Consider the following 17,516-nt stretch of genomic DNA (forward strand, 5'->3'; position numbering starts at 1 on the left):
CGACGAAGATCACTGATCATGCCGATGGTCTGGCATGCTGAACGCATGGCAGGCAAGGAAATCGATCGGGTCCGGGCCACGAGTGCGCTGGCAGTGATCAAGCAGCACCCCGTGCTGGTGCTGTTCGCGTTGTCGCCGGTGTGGGCGGTGCTGGCGGTCATCTGGTGGTTGGCCGGCGCCGGCTGGGCCATCGCTGCGGCCCTGGTGCTACTGGTAGCTGGCGGAGCCATCGTCGTCCGCAAACGCTGACCACGGATGCGTTCCTGGTGGGGTTGGGGCAACGTCGAGGACGCTCTCTCAGAAAAGGAGACGCAGGCGCTGGCGTCACGTGTCGCCGCGCTGCTGCCGGGCCATGACCTGACCGACCACCAGCCGCCGGATCCGGTCGCGCTGAAGTTAGCCCCCCCGCGGATCACGCCGCCGGCAGCACTGGCCAGGCTCTACTCCGCCGACCCTGCCGATCGACTAAGCCACGCGCGCGGCAAGGCATTTCGTGACGTCGCCCGCAACCTGCAGGGCCGCCTCGACGATGTTCCCGACGTGATCATCCGTCCGCGCAGCGAGCAGGACGTCGTCGATGTGCTGGATTGGTGTACGCGCGAGCACATCTCGGTCATCCCGTACGGCGCCGGCAGCTCTGTCGTCGGGGGAGTGGAGCCCCGGTTCGACGCGCCGACAGTCACCGTGGACATCGGTGCTCTGGACGCGGTGCTCGACATCGACCGGGTCAGCCGAGCCGCCCGCATCCAGGCGGGAGCGCTTGGGCCGTCGATCGAAAATCAGCTTCGCCCATACGGTCTCACGCTGCGCCATTTCCCGCAGTCTTTCGCGTTCTCTAGCCTCGGCGGCTGGCTGGCCACTCGCGCCGGCGGACACTTCGCCACGCTCTACACCCACATCGATGACTTGACTGAGTCGATGCGCGTGGTCACCCCGGCCGGAACCAGTGAGTCGCGGCGGCTGCCCGGGTCCGGTGCTGGGCCGTCCCCGGACCGGCTATTTCTCGGTTCAGAGGGAACGCTCGGCATTATCACCGAGGCGTGGATGCGGCTGCAGGTCCGGCCGCGTTGGCAGCTCACCGCATCGGTCGCGTTCGAGGACTGGGCAGCCGCGGTCGCCGGCACCCGAACCATTGCACAGGCCGGCCTGTACCCGGCGAACTGCCGGCTACTGGACCCCGCCGAGGCTTTTCTGAACGCCGGCACGGCGGTCGGCGGCGGTCTGTTGGTGCTGGCCTTCGAATCGGCCGATCACCCGATCGATCCCTGGCTCGACCGTGCGCTGGAGATCACCGCCGACCATGGCGGCACCATCATGTCGCGACGTGGCCGCGAAACCGATAGCGGCGCAACGGAAAATGACGCGTCGAAAACGTGGCGTTCGGCATTTCTGCGCATGCCGTATCAACGAGACGCGTTGGCTCGCCGCAGCGTTATCGCCGAGACTTTTGAAACAGCTTGCACTTGGCAGGGATTCGACGCCCTGCACGAAGCGGTGACCGAGGCCGCACGAAGCGCGATCGAAAAAGTCTGCGGGACAGGGCTAGTGACCTGCCGGTTTACCCATGTGTATCCCGACGGTCCGGCCCCTTACTACGGCATCTATGCGGGCGGCCGCTGGGGCTCTCTGGACGCGCAGTGGGATGACATCAAAGCCGCCGTATCCGAGGCGATCAACACAACCGGCGGCACCATCACCCACCACCACGCCGTGGGCCGCGACCACCGCCGGTGGTATGACCGGCAGCGCCCCGACCCCTTCGCGTCGGCCCTACGCGCTGCGAAGTCCGCCCTCGACCCCGCCGGGATTCTGAACCCCGGTGTGCTGCTCGATCTGTGATCAGCCTTGCCCGACGCGCAGTAACTCGGCCACGTTCGGCAACTTCACGCGGGGGCGCCCGAGCGGTTCGCCGGCCGCCCGCTCGAAGCGGTCGATGAGTTTCCATTGCGCGGTCGTGACCAGCTCCGGTTGACGTGATGCCAGCCAGTCGGCGAGCCGGTCGGCATGGTCCGCCGGGAAATCCGCCAGCTCTTGAGACGCACCCAGGTCGCCCATCAGGGTGTCGACGGTGTCCTGGGAGTCCTTTTTGTTGGTGCCGATCACGCCGGTCGGTCCACGCTTGATCCACCCGACGACGTATTCGTTACGGCTGCCTTGCACCCGGCCGCCGGTGTTGGGGATGGTGCCGCGCTTTTCGTCGAACGGCAACCCCGGTGTGGGGACGCCGCGGTACCCGACCGACCGCACCACCAGCTGAACCGGCAACTCCTCGCGCTCGCCGGTGTCCTTGGCCGACACCCACCCGCTCTCGTCAGTGATCAGCTCGTTGCGGCCGAGCACGATCCGCTCCACTTTGGCACTGCCTTTGATCTCGATCGGAGAGGTCAGGAACCGGAACACAATGCGGCGATACCCCGGGCGGGGAGCGCGCCGGGCGTAATCGCGCAGCACCTTGACGTTCTGCTTGGTCGTCTTGCTTACCGCCGCAGCGTCCTCGTCGGTAATGCCCGCCAACTGGGCCGGATCGACCACCACGTCCACCCCGCCCAGCTCGCCCAGCTCACGCAGCTCCAGCGTGGTGAACGCCGTCTGCAGCGGTCCACGCCGCCCGATGATCACCACCTCTTGCACACCGCACGGGCGCAGCGACGCCAGCGCGTGATCGGCGATATCGGTCAGCGCCAGCGCCTCGGGGTCGGTGACCAGAATGCGGGCGACGTCGATGGCGACGTTGCCGTTGCCAACCACGACGGCCCGGGCTCCGGACAGATCCGGTGTCGCCTTCTCGAAGGCAGGATGCGCGTTGTACCAGCCCACGAAGTCGACGGCGGCGATACTGCCCGGCAAATTTTCCCCGGGAACGTTCAGCGGCTTGTCGGACTGCGCCCCCACGGCGTAGATCACCGCGTCGTACCGCTCGGCCAGCTCAGCAGGCAGAACGTGTTCACCCACCACCACGTTGCCGAAGAAGCGGAAGCGGGGATCTTCAGCCGTCTGTTCGAAGGTCTTGCTGATCGACTTGATCTTGGGGTGATCGGGGGCGACGCCGGAGCGCACCAGCCCCCACGGTGTGGGCAGCATCTCCAGCATGTCGACGGCCACGCCAATCTGGGCGGAGCCGTCAGCGGCCTTGAACAGCGATGCTGCGGCGAAAAATCCCGACGGCCCCGAGCCGACAATGGCGACATGGTACGGACGCATAGGTGAGCCTTCTGTTCGTGCCCGAAAAGGGGTGTGTCGCAGTCGCGCGGTGCACTGGTCTCCTGATGCTAAACGCTGATCCCGATAACGCCCGGTAACGTGGTCGGCTGTGGAACCCGACCGTCAAGCCGAGATCGCAGCCCTCGACTCCACCCTGACCACGGTGGAGCGGGTGCTCGACGTCGACGGTCTGCGGGCCAAGATCGAGAAACTCGAACATGAGGCGTCCGACCCGAAACTGTGGGACGACCAGGCGCGTGCGCAGCGAGTGACCAGCGAATTGTCCCACGCCCAGGGGGAGCTACGCCGGGTCGAATCACTACGGCGCCGCTTGGACGACCTGCCGGTGCTCTACGAGCTCGCCGCCGAGGAAGAAGGCGCGGCGGCTGCTGAAGCCCAGGCCGAGGCTGACTCCGAGTTCAAGGCGCTGCGCGCCGACATCGAAGCCACTGAGGTGCGCACCCTGCTGTCGGGCGACTACGACGAGCGTGAGGCGCTGGTCACCATCCGTTCCGGCGCGGGTGGGGTGGACGCCGCTGACTGGGCCGAAATGTTGATGCGGATGTATATCCGCTGGGCCGAGCAGCACAAGTACGCCGTCGAGGTCTTCGACACCTCCTACGCCGAAGAAGCCGGGATCAAGAGCGCCACCTTCGCCGTGCACGCACCGTTCGCCTACGGCACGTTATCGGTGGAGCAGGGCACGCACCGGCTGGTGCGGATCAGCCCGTTCGACAACCAGAGCCGCCGGCAGACATCGTTCGCCGAGGTCGAGGTGTTGCCAGTGGTGGAGACCACCGACCACATCGAGATCCCGGAGGGCGATGTGCGGGTCGACGTCTACCGATCCAGCGGTCCCGGCGGTCAGTCGGTGAACACCACAGACTCCGCGGTCCGTTTAACGCACATCCCAACGGGTATTGTTGTGACTTGCCAGAACGAAAAGTCGCAGCTGCAGAACAAAGTGGCGGCGATGCGGGTTCTACAGGCAAAGCTGTTGGAACGCAAGCGTTTAGAAGAACGTGCTGAGCTGGACGCGCTGAAAGGTGAGGGCGGCAGCTCCTGGGGTAACCAGATGCGGTCCTACGTGCTGCACCCCTATCAGATGGTCAAGGATCTACGGACCGAATACGAGGTCGGCAATCCGGCGGCCGTCCTGGACGGAGACATCGACGGGTTCCTGGAAGCGGGAATTCGGTGGCGCAACCGAAAAGATGACAACTAACACCGCAGTTCTTGCCCTAGCCACTGCTTCCTGGGCTCAGCGCTGGCACGACTTCTGGCGCGGCCACATCGGCGAATGGATCATCACCCGCGGTCTGCGCATCGTCATGCTGCTGATCGCGGCGGTGCTGGCGGCTCGCTTTGTCACGTGGGTGGCCGAGCGGGTAACCCGGCAGTTGGACCTCGGCTTTGCCGAAAGCGACGCGTTGGTGCGCTCGGAAGCCACCAAGCACCGCCAGGCCGTGGCGTCGGTGATCTCCTGGGTGTCGATCGTCATTATCGGCATCGTCGTGGTCATGCAGACCGCCGATATCCTGCAATTTTCCATCGGTGGTTTGGTCGCGCCGGCGGCGGTGCTCGGTGCGGCGCTGGGCTTCGGTGCCCAGCAGCTGGTCAAGGACCTGCTTGCCGGGTTCTTCATTATCGCTGAACGCCAATATGGCTTCGGAGATCTGGTCAAGCTCACCATTGCGGGGTCGACGACGGATGCGACCGGGACTGTGGAGAACGTGACGTTGCGGGTGACCAGGCTGCGCTCAGCGGACGGCGAAGTGTTCACCGTGCCCAACGGCCAGATCGTCAAATCGGTCAACCTCTCGAAGGACTGGGCCCGTGCGGTGGTGGACATCCCGGTCTCCACCAGCGCCGATTTGAACCGAGTCAACGAGGTCTTGCACCAAGAATGTGAGCATGCTCGCGACAACCCGCTGCTGGGCGAGCTGCTGCTGGATGCCCCAACCGTGATGGGCGTGGAGAGCATCGAGCTCGAGACAGTCACCCTGCGGCTGGTGGCCCGGACGCTGCCCGGCAAGCAATTCGAGGCCGGCCGATTGTTGCGCGTGCTAGTCATCCGGGCGCTCGCCCGCGCGGGCATCGTGACCGCCGCCGACGCGACAGTGGGTCTGGTTGACGTCGCCGTGGTTCCGGCCGCCGATGCGGCCAAGGCAGCCGAGGTCAAGGGGCCGGTGCGGTAGCCATGAAGTTCTCGCTAAACGTGCTGCGCAAGCGCGACGCAGCTAATGCGCGGCGTACGCCCAGCCACTTGTTCGGAGGGCGGGTCCGCACGTCCACGCTGGTGTTGATCGTGGCGTTCCTGGCCGTGTGGTGGGTCTATGACACCTACCGTCCGGAACCGCCTGCGAAGCCGCCGCCCGCTCAGGTGGTGCCGCCGGGGTATGTGCCCGATCCGAACTACACCTGGGTGCCGCGCACTAGAGTCGAACCGCCCAACACGACCACGGCGCGACCGAGACAAACCACTGCGCCGCCGACCACCACGTTGGAGCCAACGACCACCACCACACCTGCGCTGCCGTGCCTGCTGCCGCCGCCGTTCTGTCCCGCCACCACAACACCGACCACACCGGAGCCGACAACCTCGCAACTACCTCAGCCGGGGCCGGGCCCGTCGCCCATTTCGACGCCGCCGGCCAGTTGAATTTCGCCTGGCAGCGATCCTCACCGCTACACTGGCGTGCCGTGATGATCACCCTGGACCATGTCACCAAGCAGTACAAAGCGTCGGCGCGTCCGGCGTTGGATGACGTCAACGTCAAGATCGACAAGGGTGAGTTCGTCTTCCTGATCGGCCCGTCCGGCTCGGGCAAATCGACGTTCATGCGATTACTGCTGGCGGCGGAGACCCCGACATCCGGAGATGTGCGGGTGTCGAAGTTTCATGTCAACAAGCTTGGCGGTCGTCACGTGCCGAAGTTGCGTCAGGTGATTGGCTGCGTCTTTCAGGACTTTCGGTTGCTGCAGCAAAAGACGGTGTACGACAACGTCGCCTTCGCGCTGGAAGTGATCGGCAAGCGTACCGACGCGATTAATCGGGTAGTGCCCGATGTGCTCGAGACGGTGGGTTTGTCCGGCAAGGCCAACCGCCTGCCGCACGAGCTGTCCGGCGGCGAGCAGCAGCGGGTCGCGATCGCCCGCGCATTTGTCAACCGGCCGCTGGTATTACTGGCCGACGAGCCCACTGGCAACCTCGACCCAGACACCAGTAAGGACATCATGGATTTGTTGGAGCGAATCAACCGCACCGGGACGACGGTGCTGATGGCAACCCACGACCACCACATCGTCGACTCGATGCGGCAGCGGGTGGTCGAGCTGTCGCTGGGCAGGCTGGTTCGTGATGAACAGCGCGGCGTCTACGGGATGGATCGCTAAGTGCGCTTCGGCTTCCTACTCAACGAGGTCCTTACCGGCCTTCGTCGCAACGTCACCATGACGATCGCGATGATCCTGACGACCGCGATCTCGATCGGTCTGTTCGGCGGCGGCTTGCTGGTGGTCCGGTTGGCTGACAACTCCCGAGCCATCTATCTGGACCGGGTCGAATCCCAGGTCTTCCTGACCGACGACGTCTCGGCCAATGACCCCAGCTGCGACACTGACCCGTGCAAGGCGCTGCGGGAGAAAATCGAAAAGCGCTCCGATGTCAAAGCGGTCCGCTTCCTGAACCGTCAGCAGGCCTACGACGACGCCATCCGCAAGTTCCCCCAATTCAAGGACGTGGCAGGCAAGGATTCGTTCCCGGCGTCGTTCATTGTCAAGCTGGATAATCCCGAGCAGCACAAGGAATTCGACGCCGCCATTAAGGGGCAACCCGGGGTCTTGGACGTACTCAATCAGAAGGATCTGATTGACCGGCTGTTCGCCGTGCTGGACGGGTTGAGCAAAGCCGCGTTCGCCGTCGCGCTGGTTCAGGCCATCGGTGCAATCTTGTTGATCGCCAACATGGTCCAAGTCGCGGCCTACACGCGCCGCACCGAGATCGGCATCATGCGCTTGGTCGGTGCCAGTCGCTGGTATACCCAATTGCCGTTCCTGGTGGAGGCGGTGCTGGCCGCGACCATCGGCGTCGTCATCGCCATCGGCGGCCTGATGGTGGTTCGGGCGATGTTCCTAGAAAACGCGTTGAACCAGTTCTACCAAGCCAATCTGATAACGCGGGTCGACTACGCCGACATCCTGTACATCGCGCCGTGGCTGTTGCTGCTGGGCGTGGCGATGGCGGGGCTGACGGCTTATGTGACATTGCGGATATACGTGCGGCGGTAGTGATGGCCAACAAGGCGCCCGGCGGCAAAAAGATCATTGCCACCAATCGCAAGGCCCGGCACAACTATTCGATCATCGAAGTGTTCGAGGCCGGCATGGCGCTGCAGGGCACCGAGGTGAAGAGTTTACGCGAAGGACACGCGTCTTTGGCCGACGCGTTCGCCACCGTCGACGACGGAGAGATCTGGCTACGCAACGTACACATCCCGGAGTACCAGCACGGCAGTTGGACCAACCACGAACCGCGACGCAACCGAAAGTTGCTCTTGCACCGCCACCAGATCGACACCCTGATCGGCAAGATCCGCGAGGGTAATTTCGCGCTGGTGCCGTTGTCGCTGTATTTCCTGGACGGCAAGGTTAAGGTCGAGCTCGCGCTGGCCCGCGGTAAGCACGCCCGCGATAAACGCCAGGACCTGGCTCGCCGCGACGCGCAGCGTGAGGTGATGCGTGCGCTGGGTCGTCGTGCCAAAGGCATGGAGTGACTGGCGCGTACGGGTGAGCTGCGGTATCTAAGGGAGATGGCAGTGACTGAGGACCCGGTTATTCGGGAGCTGTCCGCGGCGGTGCAGCGCAGCCCTGAAGTCGTGGAGCTGCGTTTGCATTTGGCTACCCTGTTGGCGGATAAGGGCCACTACGCCGAGGCGTTGGGGCATTGCAGCGCGGCGTTGAGTCAGGATGTCGGCAACGCCGGCGCGCTGAGCCTGTTGCAGCGTTGCAGTGCGGCGCTGGCCGCGCCGGCCGAGCCGGTTCCGACGCAACAGCCAGCTCCCGCCGATTCCGGATTCGACTGGTCCAGCGCGGAAAAAGAGGTTGCCGACATCATCGAGCCTGCTTTCGTCGAGGCGCCTCCCGATGTCGTCGGCGAGGGTGATTTCGACGTGCTGCAGCGCAGCCCGGTGCGCCTGGCTGACGTCGCGGGGATGGTCGACGTCAAACAACAACTGGAGCTTTCGCTGCTCGGACCGCTGCGCAATCCCGAGCTGATGAAGGCCTACAAGGTGTCCGCGCGCGGTGGGCTGTTGCTGTACGGACCTCCCGGGTGTGGCAAAACTCATATCGCCAAAGCGGTTTCGGGTGAGCTGGGCGCCAGCTTCTATCAGGTAGGAATCGCCGATGTGCTGCATCGCTGGTTGGGGGATAGCGAACGCAGTATCCGCTCGGTGTTCGACAACGCCCGCCGCAACGCCCCCTGTGTGCTGTTTTTCGATGAGGTGGACGCGTTGGGGCACCGGCGTTCGGCGTTAAGCGGTAGCTCGGGGTTGCGCACGGTCGTCAATTCTTTGCTGGAAGAACTGGATTCGGCGACATCTGCCAACGACGGTGTGTATGTGCTCGGTGCCACCAATGCGCCCTGGGACGTGGATCCGGCGTTGCGCCGGCCGGGACGTTTCGACCGGATGATCTTCGTCGGGTTGCCCGACGCCGAGGCCAGGGCAGGGATAGTCCGGTTTCATTTGAAGGATCGGCCGGTCGCCGGGATCGATCCAGGGGCGATCGCGGGCCGCACCGACGGGTTCTCCGGTGCCGACCTGGCGCATGTCTGCGACAGTGCAACGCAATTGGCGATGGCCGATTCGATGCGCACCGGGCAGGTCCGTCCGGTCATGATGGGCGATATCCATGCCGCCGTCGCCCAGATCCGGCCCAGCGCCGGACCCTGGTTCGAGACCGCCCGCAACGTCGTCGAATTCGGCAATAGCGACGGCAGCTATGATGAACTGGCAAAGTATTTGCGGCGCAGAAAAATCCGGTGATAGCGAACGCGAGAACTGACCACGTGGCCCGGTCTGGCGACGCCATGCAGGTCGTCGAAGCCTATTTCGATACTGGAAAGTATGAGATCGCACGAGAGTCGTTGCGCTGCTTGTTGTCGCAGCATCCGAACGATCCAGCGTTATTGACCCAATACTCTCGCGCTGAATACATGCTCAACAATCATGTGAGTGCCGCGCATAGCGCATACGCAGCGTTATCTGCTGCGCCGCAGGATGAGTTTGCCATGCGGATGTATGCGCTGTCGCTCGAAGCCATGGGTCGCGACTGGGACGCGCTATGCATGGCCTGGCAGACGGTGCTCACTCATCCGAACGAGCCTGTGGTACACCGGGTTTACGCCAGGTTGCTGCGCAAAGCCCGCCAGACGAACAACGCGCTTTACGCGGCGGACCAAGCCCTGCGGCTGGGACCTGCGAATGCCGAGTCGCTGATTCTGCGCGGGGCGATCCTGCACGACCTGGGACGATTCCCCGAGTCCGACGCGATGTACCGGGAGGCGCTGCTACTGGATCCAGACAACGCCGACGCGATCAACAACTTGGCGATCAATCGGCTGCACCGCTGGAGGTTGATCTCCGCCCTGCGCGGTTTTCTCGTCGCCGCGGGCGCCCAGCCGGCCATGGGAGCGCGGGCCCGCCGGAATATCGGTGCGGTCCTGCACAAAGTGTTCCAATGCGTGACCGTGGTAGCGCTTGTCATCGGTGTGTTTTCCGCTGTGGTCGTGAACATCGCCAACGACGGCAAGCCCACTACGGCGCTGCGGGTGATCATCGCGGTGCTGATTGCGGTGCTCGTCACTGTCTTGGTCTGGATGCTTCGCATGATCCCGCGTCGGATCTTGGCCTCGGTATTACGCCAGCAGACCCTCGTCGTCCTGCGCTTGGTTCACGCGTTACTGGCAATGGCCCTCGGAATCTGGGTCGCCATCTTCGCCTGGCCCGACGGCCTCTTCGCGGCCGGCATTGCGCTGCTCCTGAGCGGCCTCTTCTTGGCGTGGGTCGGCCTCAGCATCTGAAGCTGATCGGCCTAGTATCCGACCATGGCCACCCGCCCTCTCACCGAACTCGACAAGTCCGACGTACTGGCTGGGCTGTTTGCCGTATGGGACTCCCTTGATGCGCTGTTGGACGGACTGCCCGAGTCGGACTGGCTGCTACCGAGTCCGCTGCCCGGTTGGGATGTCAAAGCCGTGGTGTCGCACATCATCGGAACCGAGTCATTTCTGCTCGGCATCGGCGCTCCAGAGGCCGATATCGACGTCTCCGCTCTTGAGCATGTGCGCAACCCCATCGGGGTGATGAATGAGAGTTGGGTGATCCATCTCAGCGGAGAATCAGGCGCCAACCTGCTAGCGCGATTCCGCGAGGTGACCAACAAACGGCGCAATGCGTTAGAGAGCATGCCCGCCGACGACTGGAACGCGGCCACCACGACGCCGGCGGGTCCTGACACGTACGGGCGTTTCATGCGGATCCGTGTTTTCGACTGCTGGATGCACGAGCAAGACATACGTGCGGCGGTGCAGCGGCCGGCATCCGACGAGGCGCTCGGCGGGCTGGCCGCGCAACTGTCCCTCGACGAAGTGTCGTCCAGCATGGGTTTTGTCGTGGGCAAGCTCGCGAAGGCGCCCGACGGCTCGCGGGTGCTGTTCGAGCTGGCGGGCCCGCTGGCCCGCAACATCCGGGTGAGCGTGAATGGTCGAGCGCAGCTGGTGGACGACTTCGGTGGGCAAGCACCAACCGCGACGATCCACCTGGACGGGCTGCAGTTCACCAGGCTCGCCGGCGGTCGTCCGATGAGCTCGGCGCGCAGCCAGGACGTGGCACTCGGCGGCGATGAGGAGCTGGCCGCTCACATCGTCAAGCGGCTGAACTTCGTGATCTGATCGGGAAGATAATTCCGTTGCCGGTTGTTGATAGGCGCGTACCATTGGTTGTCTTGTCGGACGTCGGCAAGGATGCGAGGGGCTGAACGGTTTCGACTTCGCGCATCGAATCAAGGGAAGCGTGCCGGTGCAGGCAAGAGACCACCGTAAGCGTCGTTGTAACCATATAAGCGCCGATTCACATCAGCGCGACTACGCTCTCGCTGCCTAAGCGACAGCTAGTCCGTCAGACCGGGAAAGCCCTCGACCCGGACCCTGGCGTCAGCTAGAGGGATCCACCGATGAGTTCGGTCGCGGGACTCATCGGGACACCAACAGCGACTGGGATCGTCATCCTGGCTAGTTCGTGTGACCGGGAGATCCGAGCAGAGGCATAGCGGACTGCGCACGGAGAAGCCTTGAGGGAATGCCGTAGGACCCGGGTTCGATTCCCGGCAGCTCCACTTTTGATGGGCCAGGTCAGTGGCCCTCCAAGCCAGGCTAGGTCGGGCTAAGACAGCCATTACAGACCGAGGTATCGCGCCATGGCGTGTTCCACGTTGGCCATTTCGTCGCGGTCCAAGTAGTCGACCGGATCGCCGTGCACATAGACGATGTCGATCGTCCGGATCTGGTCGACCAGGAACCGCGTCTTTGTTCCCATTATTTCCAGCTCTGGGCGGAAGACCGCAGGTTGGGCGCTTTTCGACGTCGGAACTACAGTTACCACCCTCCACGGCATCGAGCCCGGACTGATGACCACGGCGTAGCGCCGCCCGCATTGCTCGTGCCCTCGCTTCGCATCGCCGAAGTCGACCCTGTAGACCGCTCCCCGAATCACCACGCGTCCGGTTCGGTGGAGACGTCCTCGTCTCGAAGCCGTTCAGCGTCGGTGCGAGCCTGCTTGATCCACACTTCCCGTTCGAGCAGCTGCAGCGCCCGCCGGATGACGTCGCTCTTGCGCTCGCCGCTGCGCATTGCGGCTCTGATGATCTGTTCATCTTTTTCAGTGGGTCGGAAGCCGATGGTCGCCGCCATGTGTACGAGGATACGCCGATGTTGCACAATCGTCGAGCAATTGTTCAACGCGCTATCGGCACCCCGACGGCTGAGCGGGCTAAGACTTGACGCAGTGCGCGATTTCCCATTGCCCGGCACCTTCACGCCAATTACTTGCGCCTTCGGCTTCGTTCGCCCATCGCACATCCGCGCCCACTCGCCTGGACAGGGCGATTGCTGCGGAACCTCTGCTTCGAAGACGCGGAGGAGGTAGGTTGCAGCAGGGGACTGCTGGAGGGCTGATAGTAGGGGAGCCGTAATGAGCTTCTGGGTGCTGCCGCCCGAGGTCAATTCGGTGCTGCTGCTTGACGGCCCGGGCCCGGGGCCGATGCTGGCGGCGGCGGCGGCCTGGGACGGCGTCGGCACCGAGTTGAGCTCAGCGGCATCCGCATTCAGCTCGGCAACGTCAGACCTGGCTGGCCAGGCCTGGCGAGGCCCTGCCTCGATATCCATGACGACCGTGGCCGCCCGCTATGCGGACTGGCTGGCTGGGGCGGCCGCTCAAGCCGAACAGTCAGCAACCCAAGCCCGGGCGGCAGCGATCGCGTTTGAGGCGGCACTGACGACAATCGTGAACCCGGGATTGATAGCCGCCAATCGCGGGCGGCTGGTGTCGCTGGTGACGTCGAACCTGTTCGGTCAAAACGCCCCGGCGATCGCGGCCGCCGAGGCGGCGTATGAGCAGATGTGGGCTCAGGATGTCGTCGCGATGAGCGGCTATTACACCAGCGCGTCGGCTTCGGTCGCGCAGTTGGGGACGTGGGCTCAAGCGCTGGAAAGTTTGCCCGGCGAATTCGCCAGAGTTATCGACACCGGGTTCGCCTTCGTTGCGCGGGAAATTCAGCAGGCCCCCACGACACTGGCCACGGGATTCACCCAGGCGTCCAACACGCTGTTCGCCGAGATCTTCGGCTCGCCAGCGGCTTCGCCCTTCGCGGCAACGCAGACCGGGACCTTCACCGGCACACCCTCACTGCTAACCAGATTAGAAACCGCGGCGCTGTATCCGGTAAAACCACTCTTAAATTTGTCCGGCCTGGAAACTCAGATTGCAATGCCGGGTAACCCACTTTTAGCGTTGCTTGCCAGCGACATCCCGCCGTTATCGTGGTTTCTTGGCAACTCCCCGCCACCTTTCTTGAATTTGCTACTGGGGCAAACGGTCCAATACACCACATACAACGGGATGAGCGTCGTGCAGATCACGCCGACTCAGCCGACCGGCGAATACGTGGTCGCAATTCATGGCGGCGCGTTTATACTTCCGCCCTCCTTCTTGCACTGGATCAATTACTCAGTGATGGCTTACCAGACCGGCGCGACCGTTCAAGTGCCGATTTACCCGCTGCTGCAAGAAGGAGGTACCGCTGCCACCGTCGTGCCCGCCATGGCCAGCCTCATCTCCTCGCAAGTCGCTCAATACGGGCCATCCAACGTCAGCGTGATCGGCGACTCGGCGGGCGGCAACCTGGCACTAGCGGCTGCCCAATACATGGTGAGTCAGGGGGACCCGGTGCCGGCGTCAATGGTGCTGCTGTCTCCGTGGCTCGACCTAGGGATGACCAATCCGAACATTGCGTTCGTCCAGGATCCCCTGCTCCCGGTTGGGCCTGCCCAGCAATTCGGCAGGGTGTGGGCCGGCAATCTTCCGGTGAACGACCCGTTGGTAAGTCCGCTATATGGGTCACTGAGCGGACTCCCCCCCACGTACGTCTACTCGGGCAACCTGGACATCCTGGCACCCGACGTATTTGTTCTCCAGCAAGCAGCCGCCACCCAAGGGGCGCCGATCAGCTTCGTGCTAGCCAACGGCCAGATTCACGACTGGATTCTGCTCACCGTGGACGGTTTCCACTACCTCCCGCAAATCAACCAGCAACTCGGTATCGCGGCCTGACGCAGTCAGGGCACGGGCGTGTCGGCCGCCAACGGGCGCCGGCGTAGTCGTGGTCCACCCCGGTGAAACACAATCTAGGCAGCTGCCTGCAAGGTGATCTCGGAGATTTCCGTCCGGCTCTCGCCGTTGGTGGTGCCCAAGGTGGAGATCCATACCAACACGTTGGAGGTCTTGGTCCGGTCGTACACCGCTATGCGGTTGCGCCCCGGCTGCAATGACGTCGTTGGGGTCAGCTCTGTGGTGTCGGCCAACTTGGTTGGGGTTTCGGTGGGCGACGAGCGGATCTGCACCTGGGTACCGATGCTGGACACGTCGAGTGTTACCGCGCTGAGCGCCGTGGGTTCGGACAGGTGCAGCAACAGCCCCATTCCTTCGATGAATTTCGGGAAAGGCGCGGCGTCCTTATAGGTAACCGTGGACCACGCCGTGTTTGGGTTGCCATCGATCGCCCATTTGGCCTGCGCCGGATTGTCGGGGACACCGTCGGGTGAAAACACCGTTGCGCTCACTGGTTTGACGATTGGTCCGGGGCGAGTCCAGATGCCGAATCCGTGGGTGAAATACAGAACCGCGGCCGCGGTCACCATGATCACGCCAAAGACGGCTACGAACGCAACGATCCGGACCTTTCGCCCCTTCCGCGCGTTGTCTCGTGGCGGTTTGGCGCGGGACCGGCTGTCCTTCAGACCTGTTCCAGCCGAGAAGTTGATGATCTGATCGGCGGCGACGGTGTCGCCGTCCCAGACGCCGCTGACCTCGATCTCATCACCGTCTACGAGCTGACCCGCTACCAGATCAGTCTGGATCTCGACCGGAAAAGGGGCACGCCGCTCACCTGGCGGGGCATAGGGGGCCAGCTGGAACGACACGATGCCGACCTGATCGTGCGCGCCGACCGCGCTGTGCTGTATGCCGCGCGCCGTCCCGACCACGACCACCCGCTCCAGCCGCTGCGTGGGTGGACGTTCACCTGGACCGAGGCCGCCGGCGGGTCGCGGCGCCGAGGTCTGTGCGCCGGACTGCGGATGCGGTGGCGCGGCTGTGCGGCCGGCACCCTGCTGCGTAAGGGCTCGGGCAAACTCGACGCAATTCGGGTATCGCTCGTTCGGGTCTTTGGCCAGCGCCCTTGTTAGCGCAGCGTCGAGGTGCGCGAGCTCCGGTCGGCGCTGCGATATCCGCGGTGGTGACGTACCCAGGTGGTGGCCCACGACGACAGCGCGATTTGAGTCGTCAAAAGGTGGGGCGCCAGTGAGTAGGAAAAACGCCGTGGCAGCCAGCCCATATTGATCCGCTCGGCCGTCCAGCAGCTTGCCCAATAGTTGCTCAGGGGCCACGTAACTGACAGTTCCCAGGGCAACGTTGGCGTCGGTGAGGTTGCTGACGTCATCGATTCTGCGAGCGATGCCGAAGTCGGTTAACAGCACCCTGCGCCGGTGGCCATTGGAGGTGGTCACCAGGATGTTCTCCGGCTTGACGTCACGATGCAGCAGTCGGCGCTCATAACCGAAGTCGAGCGCATCAGCCACCGCCGTCACGATTTCGGCGACGTCGTGTTCCGGCATACCGCCCTGGTAGTGCTCCCGAACCAACCGACCCGCGTCAGTGCCGTCCACGTATTCCATCGAGATCCAGAGCCGGCCGTCGAATTCGCCACGATCGAGAACGCCGACGATATGCGGGTGCCAGAGCGTCGCAGCCAATTCGGCTTCGCGGATGAATCTCGCCCGAAACTCCGCGTCGGCGGTGGCGGCCAGCGACAAGATTTTCAGTGCGTCCTGACGCGGCAGACGGGGATGTTGGGCGAGGTAGACCTCACCCATGCCACCAGTGCCGAGCAAGCGCTGAATAACGTAGCCAGCGAAGACCTCACCGTTGTTCAACGGCATGCTCGAAAGCCTACAAACCGGCATGGCCTGGTAGCGAATTCCCGCAAAGGTGCAGAGCCGTCGCGCGGAGGTAAGTGGAGGTAGCAGCGGCACGCGTCGGGCACCGCCGAGTCACTTCTTCGAAACAATCTTGCAGCACTCCTACCAACTTGGCCGCAAATACCGCGACCATGAATCACGGACAGGAGGCGGTGCTGCGATGCGAATAGTGAGTTTGGCCGCGCTTGTCGCGATGCTCTGCGCGGTGAATCTGATGACAGCACCGGCGCACGCTACGCCGACCTGCGGAGTCAATCTGAGTGCCCCAGAAGTTCAGGCTGCGGTCAACACTGTGCCAAACCTGCCGGAAAGCTACGCCTGGGATCGCAATCCACGAAGTTTCGATCCGAGCAGTAATTACAATCCGTGTGCAACGTTGTCGGTGGTCATCATCTCCGTTGCCGGAGCCACCGGCAGTTCACCTGATTTGGCGCTGCTCTTTCACAAAGGCAGCTATCTGGGCATCGCCACATCCAAGGCGTACCCCTTCACGTCTCTGAACGCAGCTCAAACCACCGACGACACTGTCGCCCTCAGCTACAAGGACGGCCGGAATGTCTGCACCGCCTGTCCTGGCCCGCTTACCACTGTGAGATACCAGTGGCAGGGCGATCACGTGGTGATGTTGGATCCTGCGCCGGTGTGGTGAAAAGCCTTCGAGCCGAGAGGATTTGCTGAACCCGCTCAGAATCGCTCGGACCAGACGGTCGGTGTTGCGTTCTCAGGTGGCCGAGGAACGCTTCGTGACTTATTATCTACGCATGAATGCAGATAGTGACTCGGATGCGGTTGTCGGTGATGATCAGGAAGTCTCGCCACGGGGACTGTCGTCACTAACTTTTGCGCAATGCTCGCCGGCGATGAGAAACCACAACGACGCGAATGACGGGCCATACCCTTCCGCCGACCGCGGGCCATCAGCCGCAGGTCACCCCCACATTCATGCCCGGAGCGGGCATGCCCACTCGCACGGCCATGGCCACGATCATGAGCATCGGGCTGGTTGGCGCGCAATGCTTCGCGAGGTCTTGACTCCGCATTCCCATGATGTCGTCGACAGCATCGATAACGCCATGGTTTCCAGTGCGGCCGGCATCCGGGCGGTCAAGATCAGCCTGTTGGTGCTAGGTGCCACCGCCCTCATCCAGGTCATCATCGTGGCGATCTCGGGCTCTATTGCGTTGGCCGCCGACACCATCCACAACTTCTCCGACGCGTTGACGGCGGTCCCGTTGTGGATTGCGTTTGCGTTGAGTGCCAAGGCCGCCACCCGCCGTTACACCTATGGTTTCGGGCGTGCCGAGGACCTGGCCGGGATGTTCGTCGTGGCGATGATCACCCTGTCCGCCATCATCGCCGGTTATGAGGCCATCGACCGATTAGTCCATCCCCGCCCCGTCGAGCACGTCGGGTGGGTCGCCTTGGCTGGTCTCGTCGGGTTCTTGGGCAACGAATGGGTGGCGTTGTATCGCATCCGCGTCGGGCGAAAAATCGGGTCGGC

At 63.6% G+C, this 17,516-nt stretch carries 17 protein-coding genes, 1 other RNA gene and 1 pseudogene; 16 read left to right on the forward strand and 3 right to left on the reverse strand.

Annotated features, from left to right (window positions below; all coding sequences use genetic code 11):
* The first annotated feature begins 45 nt into the window (after nucleotides 1–45).
* Together F0Q45_RS17350 and F0Q45_RS17355 are read left to right on the forward strand one after the other, a co-directional pair.
* Nucleotides 46–249 carry a hypothetical protein gene (locus F0Q45_RS17350; RefSeq protein ID WP_149655113.1) on the forward strand — a complete coding sequence of 68 codons (204 nt, stop codon included), beginning with the start codon at nucleotides 46–48 and terminating at the stop codon, nucleotides 247–249.
* Nucleotides 250–255: 6 nt separating this feature from the next.
* Nucleotides 256–1,839, forward strand: a complete 1,584-nt coding sequence (locus F0Q45_RS17355) for an FAD-binding oxidoreductase (RefSeq protein ID WP_149655114.1) — start codon at nucleotides 256–258, stop codon at nucleotides 1,837–1,839.
* On the opposite strand, the gene F0Q45_RS17360 is transcribed toward F0Q45_RS17355, so the two are convergent.
* Complete coding sequence (locus F0Q45_RS17360; RefSeq protein ID WP_149655115.1) at nucleotides 1,840–3,201, reverse strand: FAD-dependent oxidoreductase; 1,362 nt, start codon at nucleotides 3,199–3,201, stop codon at nucleotides 1,840–1,842.
* 109 nt (nucleotides 3,202–3,310) lie between these two features.
* Here F0Q45_RS17360 and prfB point away from each other — a divergent pair, with 109 nt between their 5' ends.
* The 10 genes from prfB to ssrA all read left to right on the forward strand — a co-directional run bounded on the left by prfB (nucleotide 3,311) and on the right by ssrA (nucleotide 11,601).
* The gene (gene prfB, locus F0Q45_RS17365; protein ID WP_149655116.1) at nucleotides 3,311–4,426 is read left to right on the forward strand and encodes a peptide chain release factor 2; all 1,116 of its coding nucleotides are present in this window, start codon (nucleotides 3,311–3,313) and stop codon (nucleotides 4,424–4,426) included.
* Nucleotides 4,416–5,399 carry a mechanosensitive ion channel family protein gene (locus tag F0Q45_RS17370; RefSeq protein WP_149655117.1) on the forward strand — a complete coding sequence of 328 codons (984 nt, stop codon included), beginning with the start codon at nucleotides 4,416–4,418 and terminating at the stop codon, nucleotides 5,397–5,399. The genes prfB and F0Q45_RS17370 overlap by 11 nt, the downstream gene beginning before the upstream one ends.
* A gap of 2 nt (nucleotides 5,400–5,401) precedes the next feature.
* The gene (locus tag F0Q45_RS27830; protein WP_188112999.1) at nucleotides 5,402–5,863 is read left to right on the forward strand and encodes a hypothetical protein; all 462 of its coding nucleotides are present in this window, start codon (nucleotides 5,402–5,404) and stop codon (nucleotides 5,861–5,863) included.
* A 44-nt stretch (nucleotides 5,864–5,907) separates the two neighbouring features.
* Nucleotides 5,908–6,597 carry a cell division ATP-binding protein FtsE gene (gene ftsE / locus F0Q45_RS17375; RefSeq protein ID WP_149655127.1) on the forward strand — a complete coding sequence of 230 codons (690 nt, stop codon included), beginning with the start codon at nucleotides 5,908–5,910 and terminating at the stop codon, nucleotides 6,595–6,597.
* On the forward strand, nucleotides 6,598–7,491 hold the full coding sequence (gene ftsX / locus F0Q45_RS17380) for a permease-like cell division protein FtsX (protein ID WP_149655118.1): 894 nt from the start codon (nucleotides 6,598–6,600) through the stop codon (nucleotides 7,489–7,491). It begins immediately after the preceding gene.
* A gap of 2 nt (nucleotides 7,492–7,493) precedes the next feature.
* On the forward strand, nucleotides 7,494–7,976 hold the full coding sequence (gene smpB / locus F0Q45_RS17385) for an SsrA-binding protein SmpB (protein WP_149655119.1): 483 nt from the start codon (nucleotides 7,494–7,496) through the stop codon (nucleotides 7,974–7,976).
* A 42-nt stretch (nucleotides 7,977–8,018) separates the two neighbouring features.
* The gene (locus F0Q45_RS17390; RefSeq protein WP_188113000.1) at nucleotides 8,019–9,248 is read left to right on the forward strand and encodes an ATP-binding protein; all 1,230 of its coding nucleotides are present in this window, start codon (nucleotides 8,019–8,021) and stop codon (nucleotides 9,246–9,248) included.
* A gap of 44 nt (nucleotides 9,249–9,292) precedes the next feature.
* Nucleotides 9,293–10,285: a tetratricopeptide repeat protein gene (locus F0Q45_RS17395; protein WP_149655121.1), complete on the forward strand. Its 993-nt coding sequence runs from the start codon at nucleotides 9,293–9,295 to the stop codon at nucleotides 10,283–10,285.
* A gap of 24 nt (nucleotides 10,286–10,309) precedes the next feature.
* Entirely contained in the window at nucleotides 10,310–11,155 is an 846-nt protein-coding gene (locus F0Q45_RS17400) for a maleylpyruvate isomerase family mycothiol-dependent enzyme (protein WP_149655122.1), read from the forward strand.
* A 78-nt stretch (nucleotides 11,156–11,233) separates the two neighbouring features.
* Nucleotides 11,234–11,601: a transfer-messenger RNA gene (ssrA, locus tag F0Q45_RS17405) on the forward strand.
* Between the two features lie 56 nt (nucleotides 11,602–11,657).
* Here ssrA and F0Q45_RS17410 read toward each other — a convergent pair.
* Nucleotides 11,658–11,978 (reverse strand): type II toxin-antitoxin system PemK/MazF family toxin, encoded by a 321-nt coding sequence (locus F0Q45_RS17410; protein WP_149655123.1) that lies wholly within the window; start codon nucleotides 11,976–11,978, stop codon nucleotides 11,658–11,660.
* Between F0Q45_RS17410 and F0Q45_RS17415 the strand changes: the two are divergent.
* Both F0Q45_RS17415 and F0Q45_RS17420 read left to right on the forward strand, forming a co-directional pair.
* Nucleotides 11,922–12,237, forward strand: a pseudogene (locus F0Q45_RS17415) (hypothetical protein); the annotation flags it as partial. The gene F0Q45_RS17410 and the pseudogene F0Q45_RS17415 sit on opposite strands and share 57 nt — an antisense overlap.
* 215 nt (nucleotides 12,238–12,452) lie before the next feature.
* Nucleotides 12,453–14,090, forward strand: coding sequence for a PPE family protein (locus F0Q45_RS17420; protein ID WP_149655124.1), 1,638 nt, complete (start codon nucleotides 12,453–12,455; stop codon nucleotides 14,088–14,090).
* 74 nt (nucleotides 14,091–14,164) lie between these two features.
* On the opposite strand, the gene F0Q45_RS17425 is transcribed toward F0Q45_RS17420, so the two are convergent.
* Nucleotides 14,165–15,976 (reverse strand): serine/threonine-protein kinase, encoded by a 1,812-nt coding sequence (locus F0Q45_RS17425; protein WP_149655125.1) that lies wholly within the window; start codon nucleotides 15,974–15,976, stop codon nucleotides 14,165–14,167.
* Between the two features lie 199 nt (nucleotides 15,977–16,175).
* On the opposite strand from F0Q45_RS17425, the gene F0Q45_RS17430 reads away from it, so the two are divergent.
* Nucleotides 16,176–16,664 (forward strand): LppP/LprE family lipoprotein, encoded by a 489-nt coding sequence (locus F0Q45_RS17430; RefSeq protein ID WP_149655126.1) that lies wholly within the window; start codon nucleotides 16,176–16,178, stop codon nucleotides 16,662–16,664.
* 364 nt (nucleotides 16,665–17,028) lie between these two features.
* The coding region (locus F0Q45_RS17435) for a cation diffusion facilitator family transporter (protein WP_262491048.1) at nucleotides 17,029–17,516 on the forward strand (488 nt) is incomplete at its 3' end.

This window comes from Mycobacterium simiae (assembly GCF_008370645.1).
In the GTDB taxonomy this organism is placed as follows: domain Bacteria; phylum Actinomycetota; class Actinomycetes; order Mycobacteriales; family Mycobacteriaceae; genus Mycobacterium; species Mycobacterium simiae_A.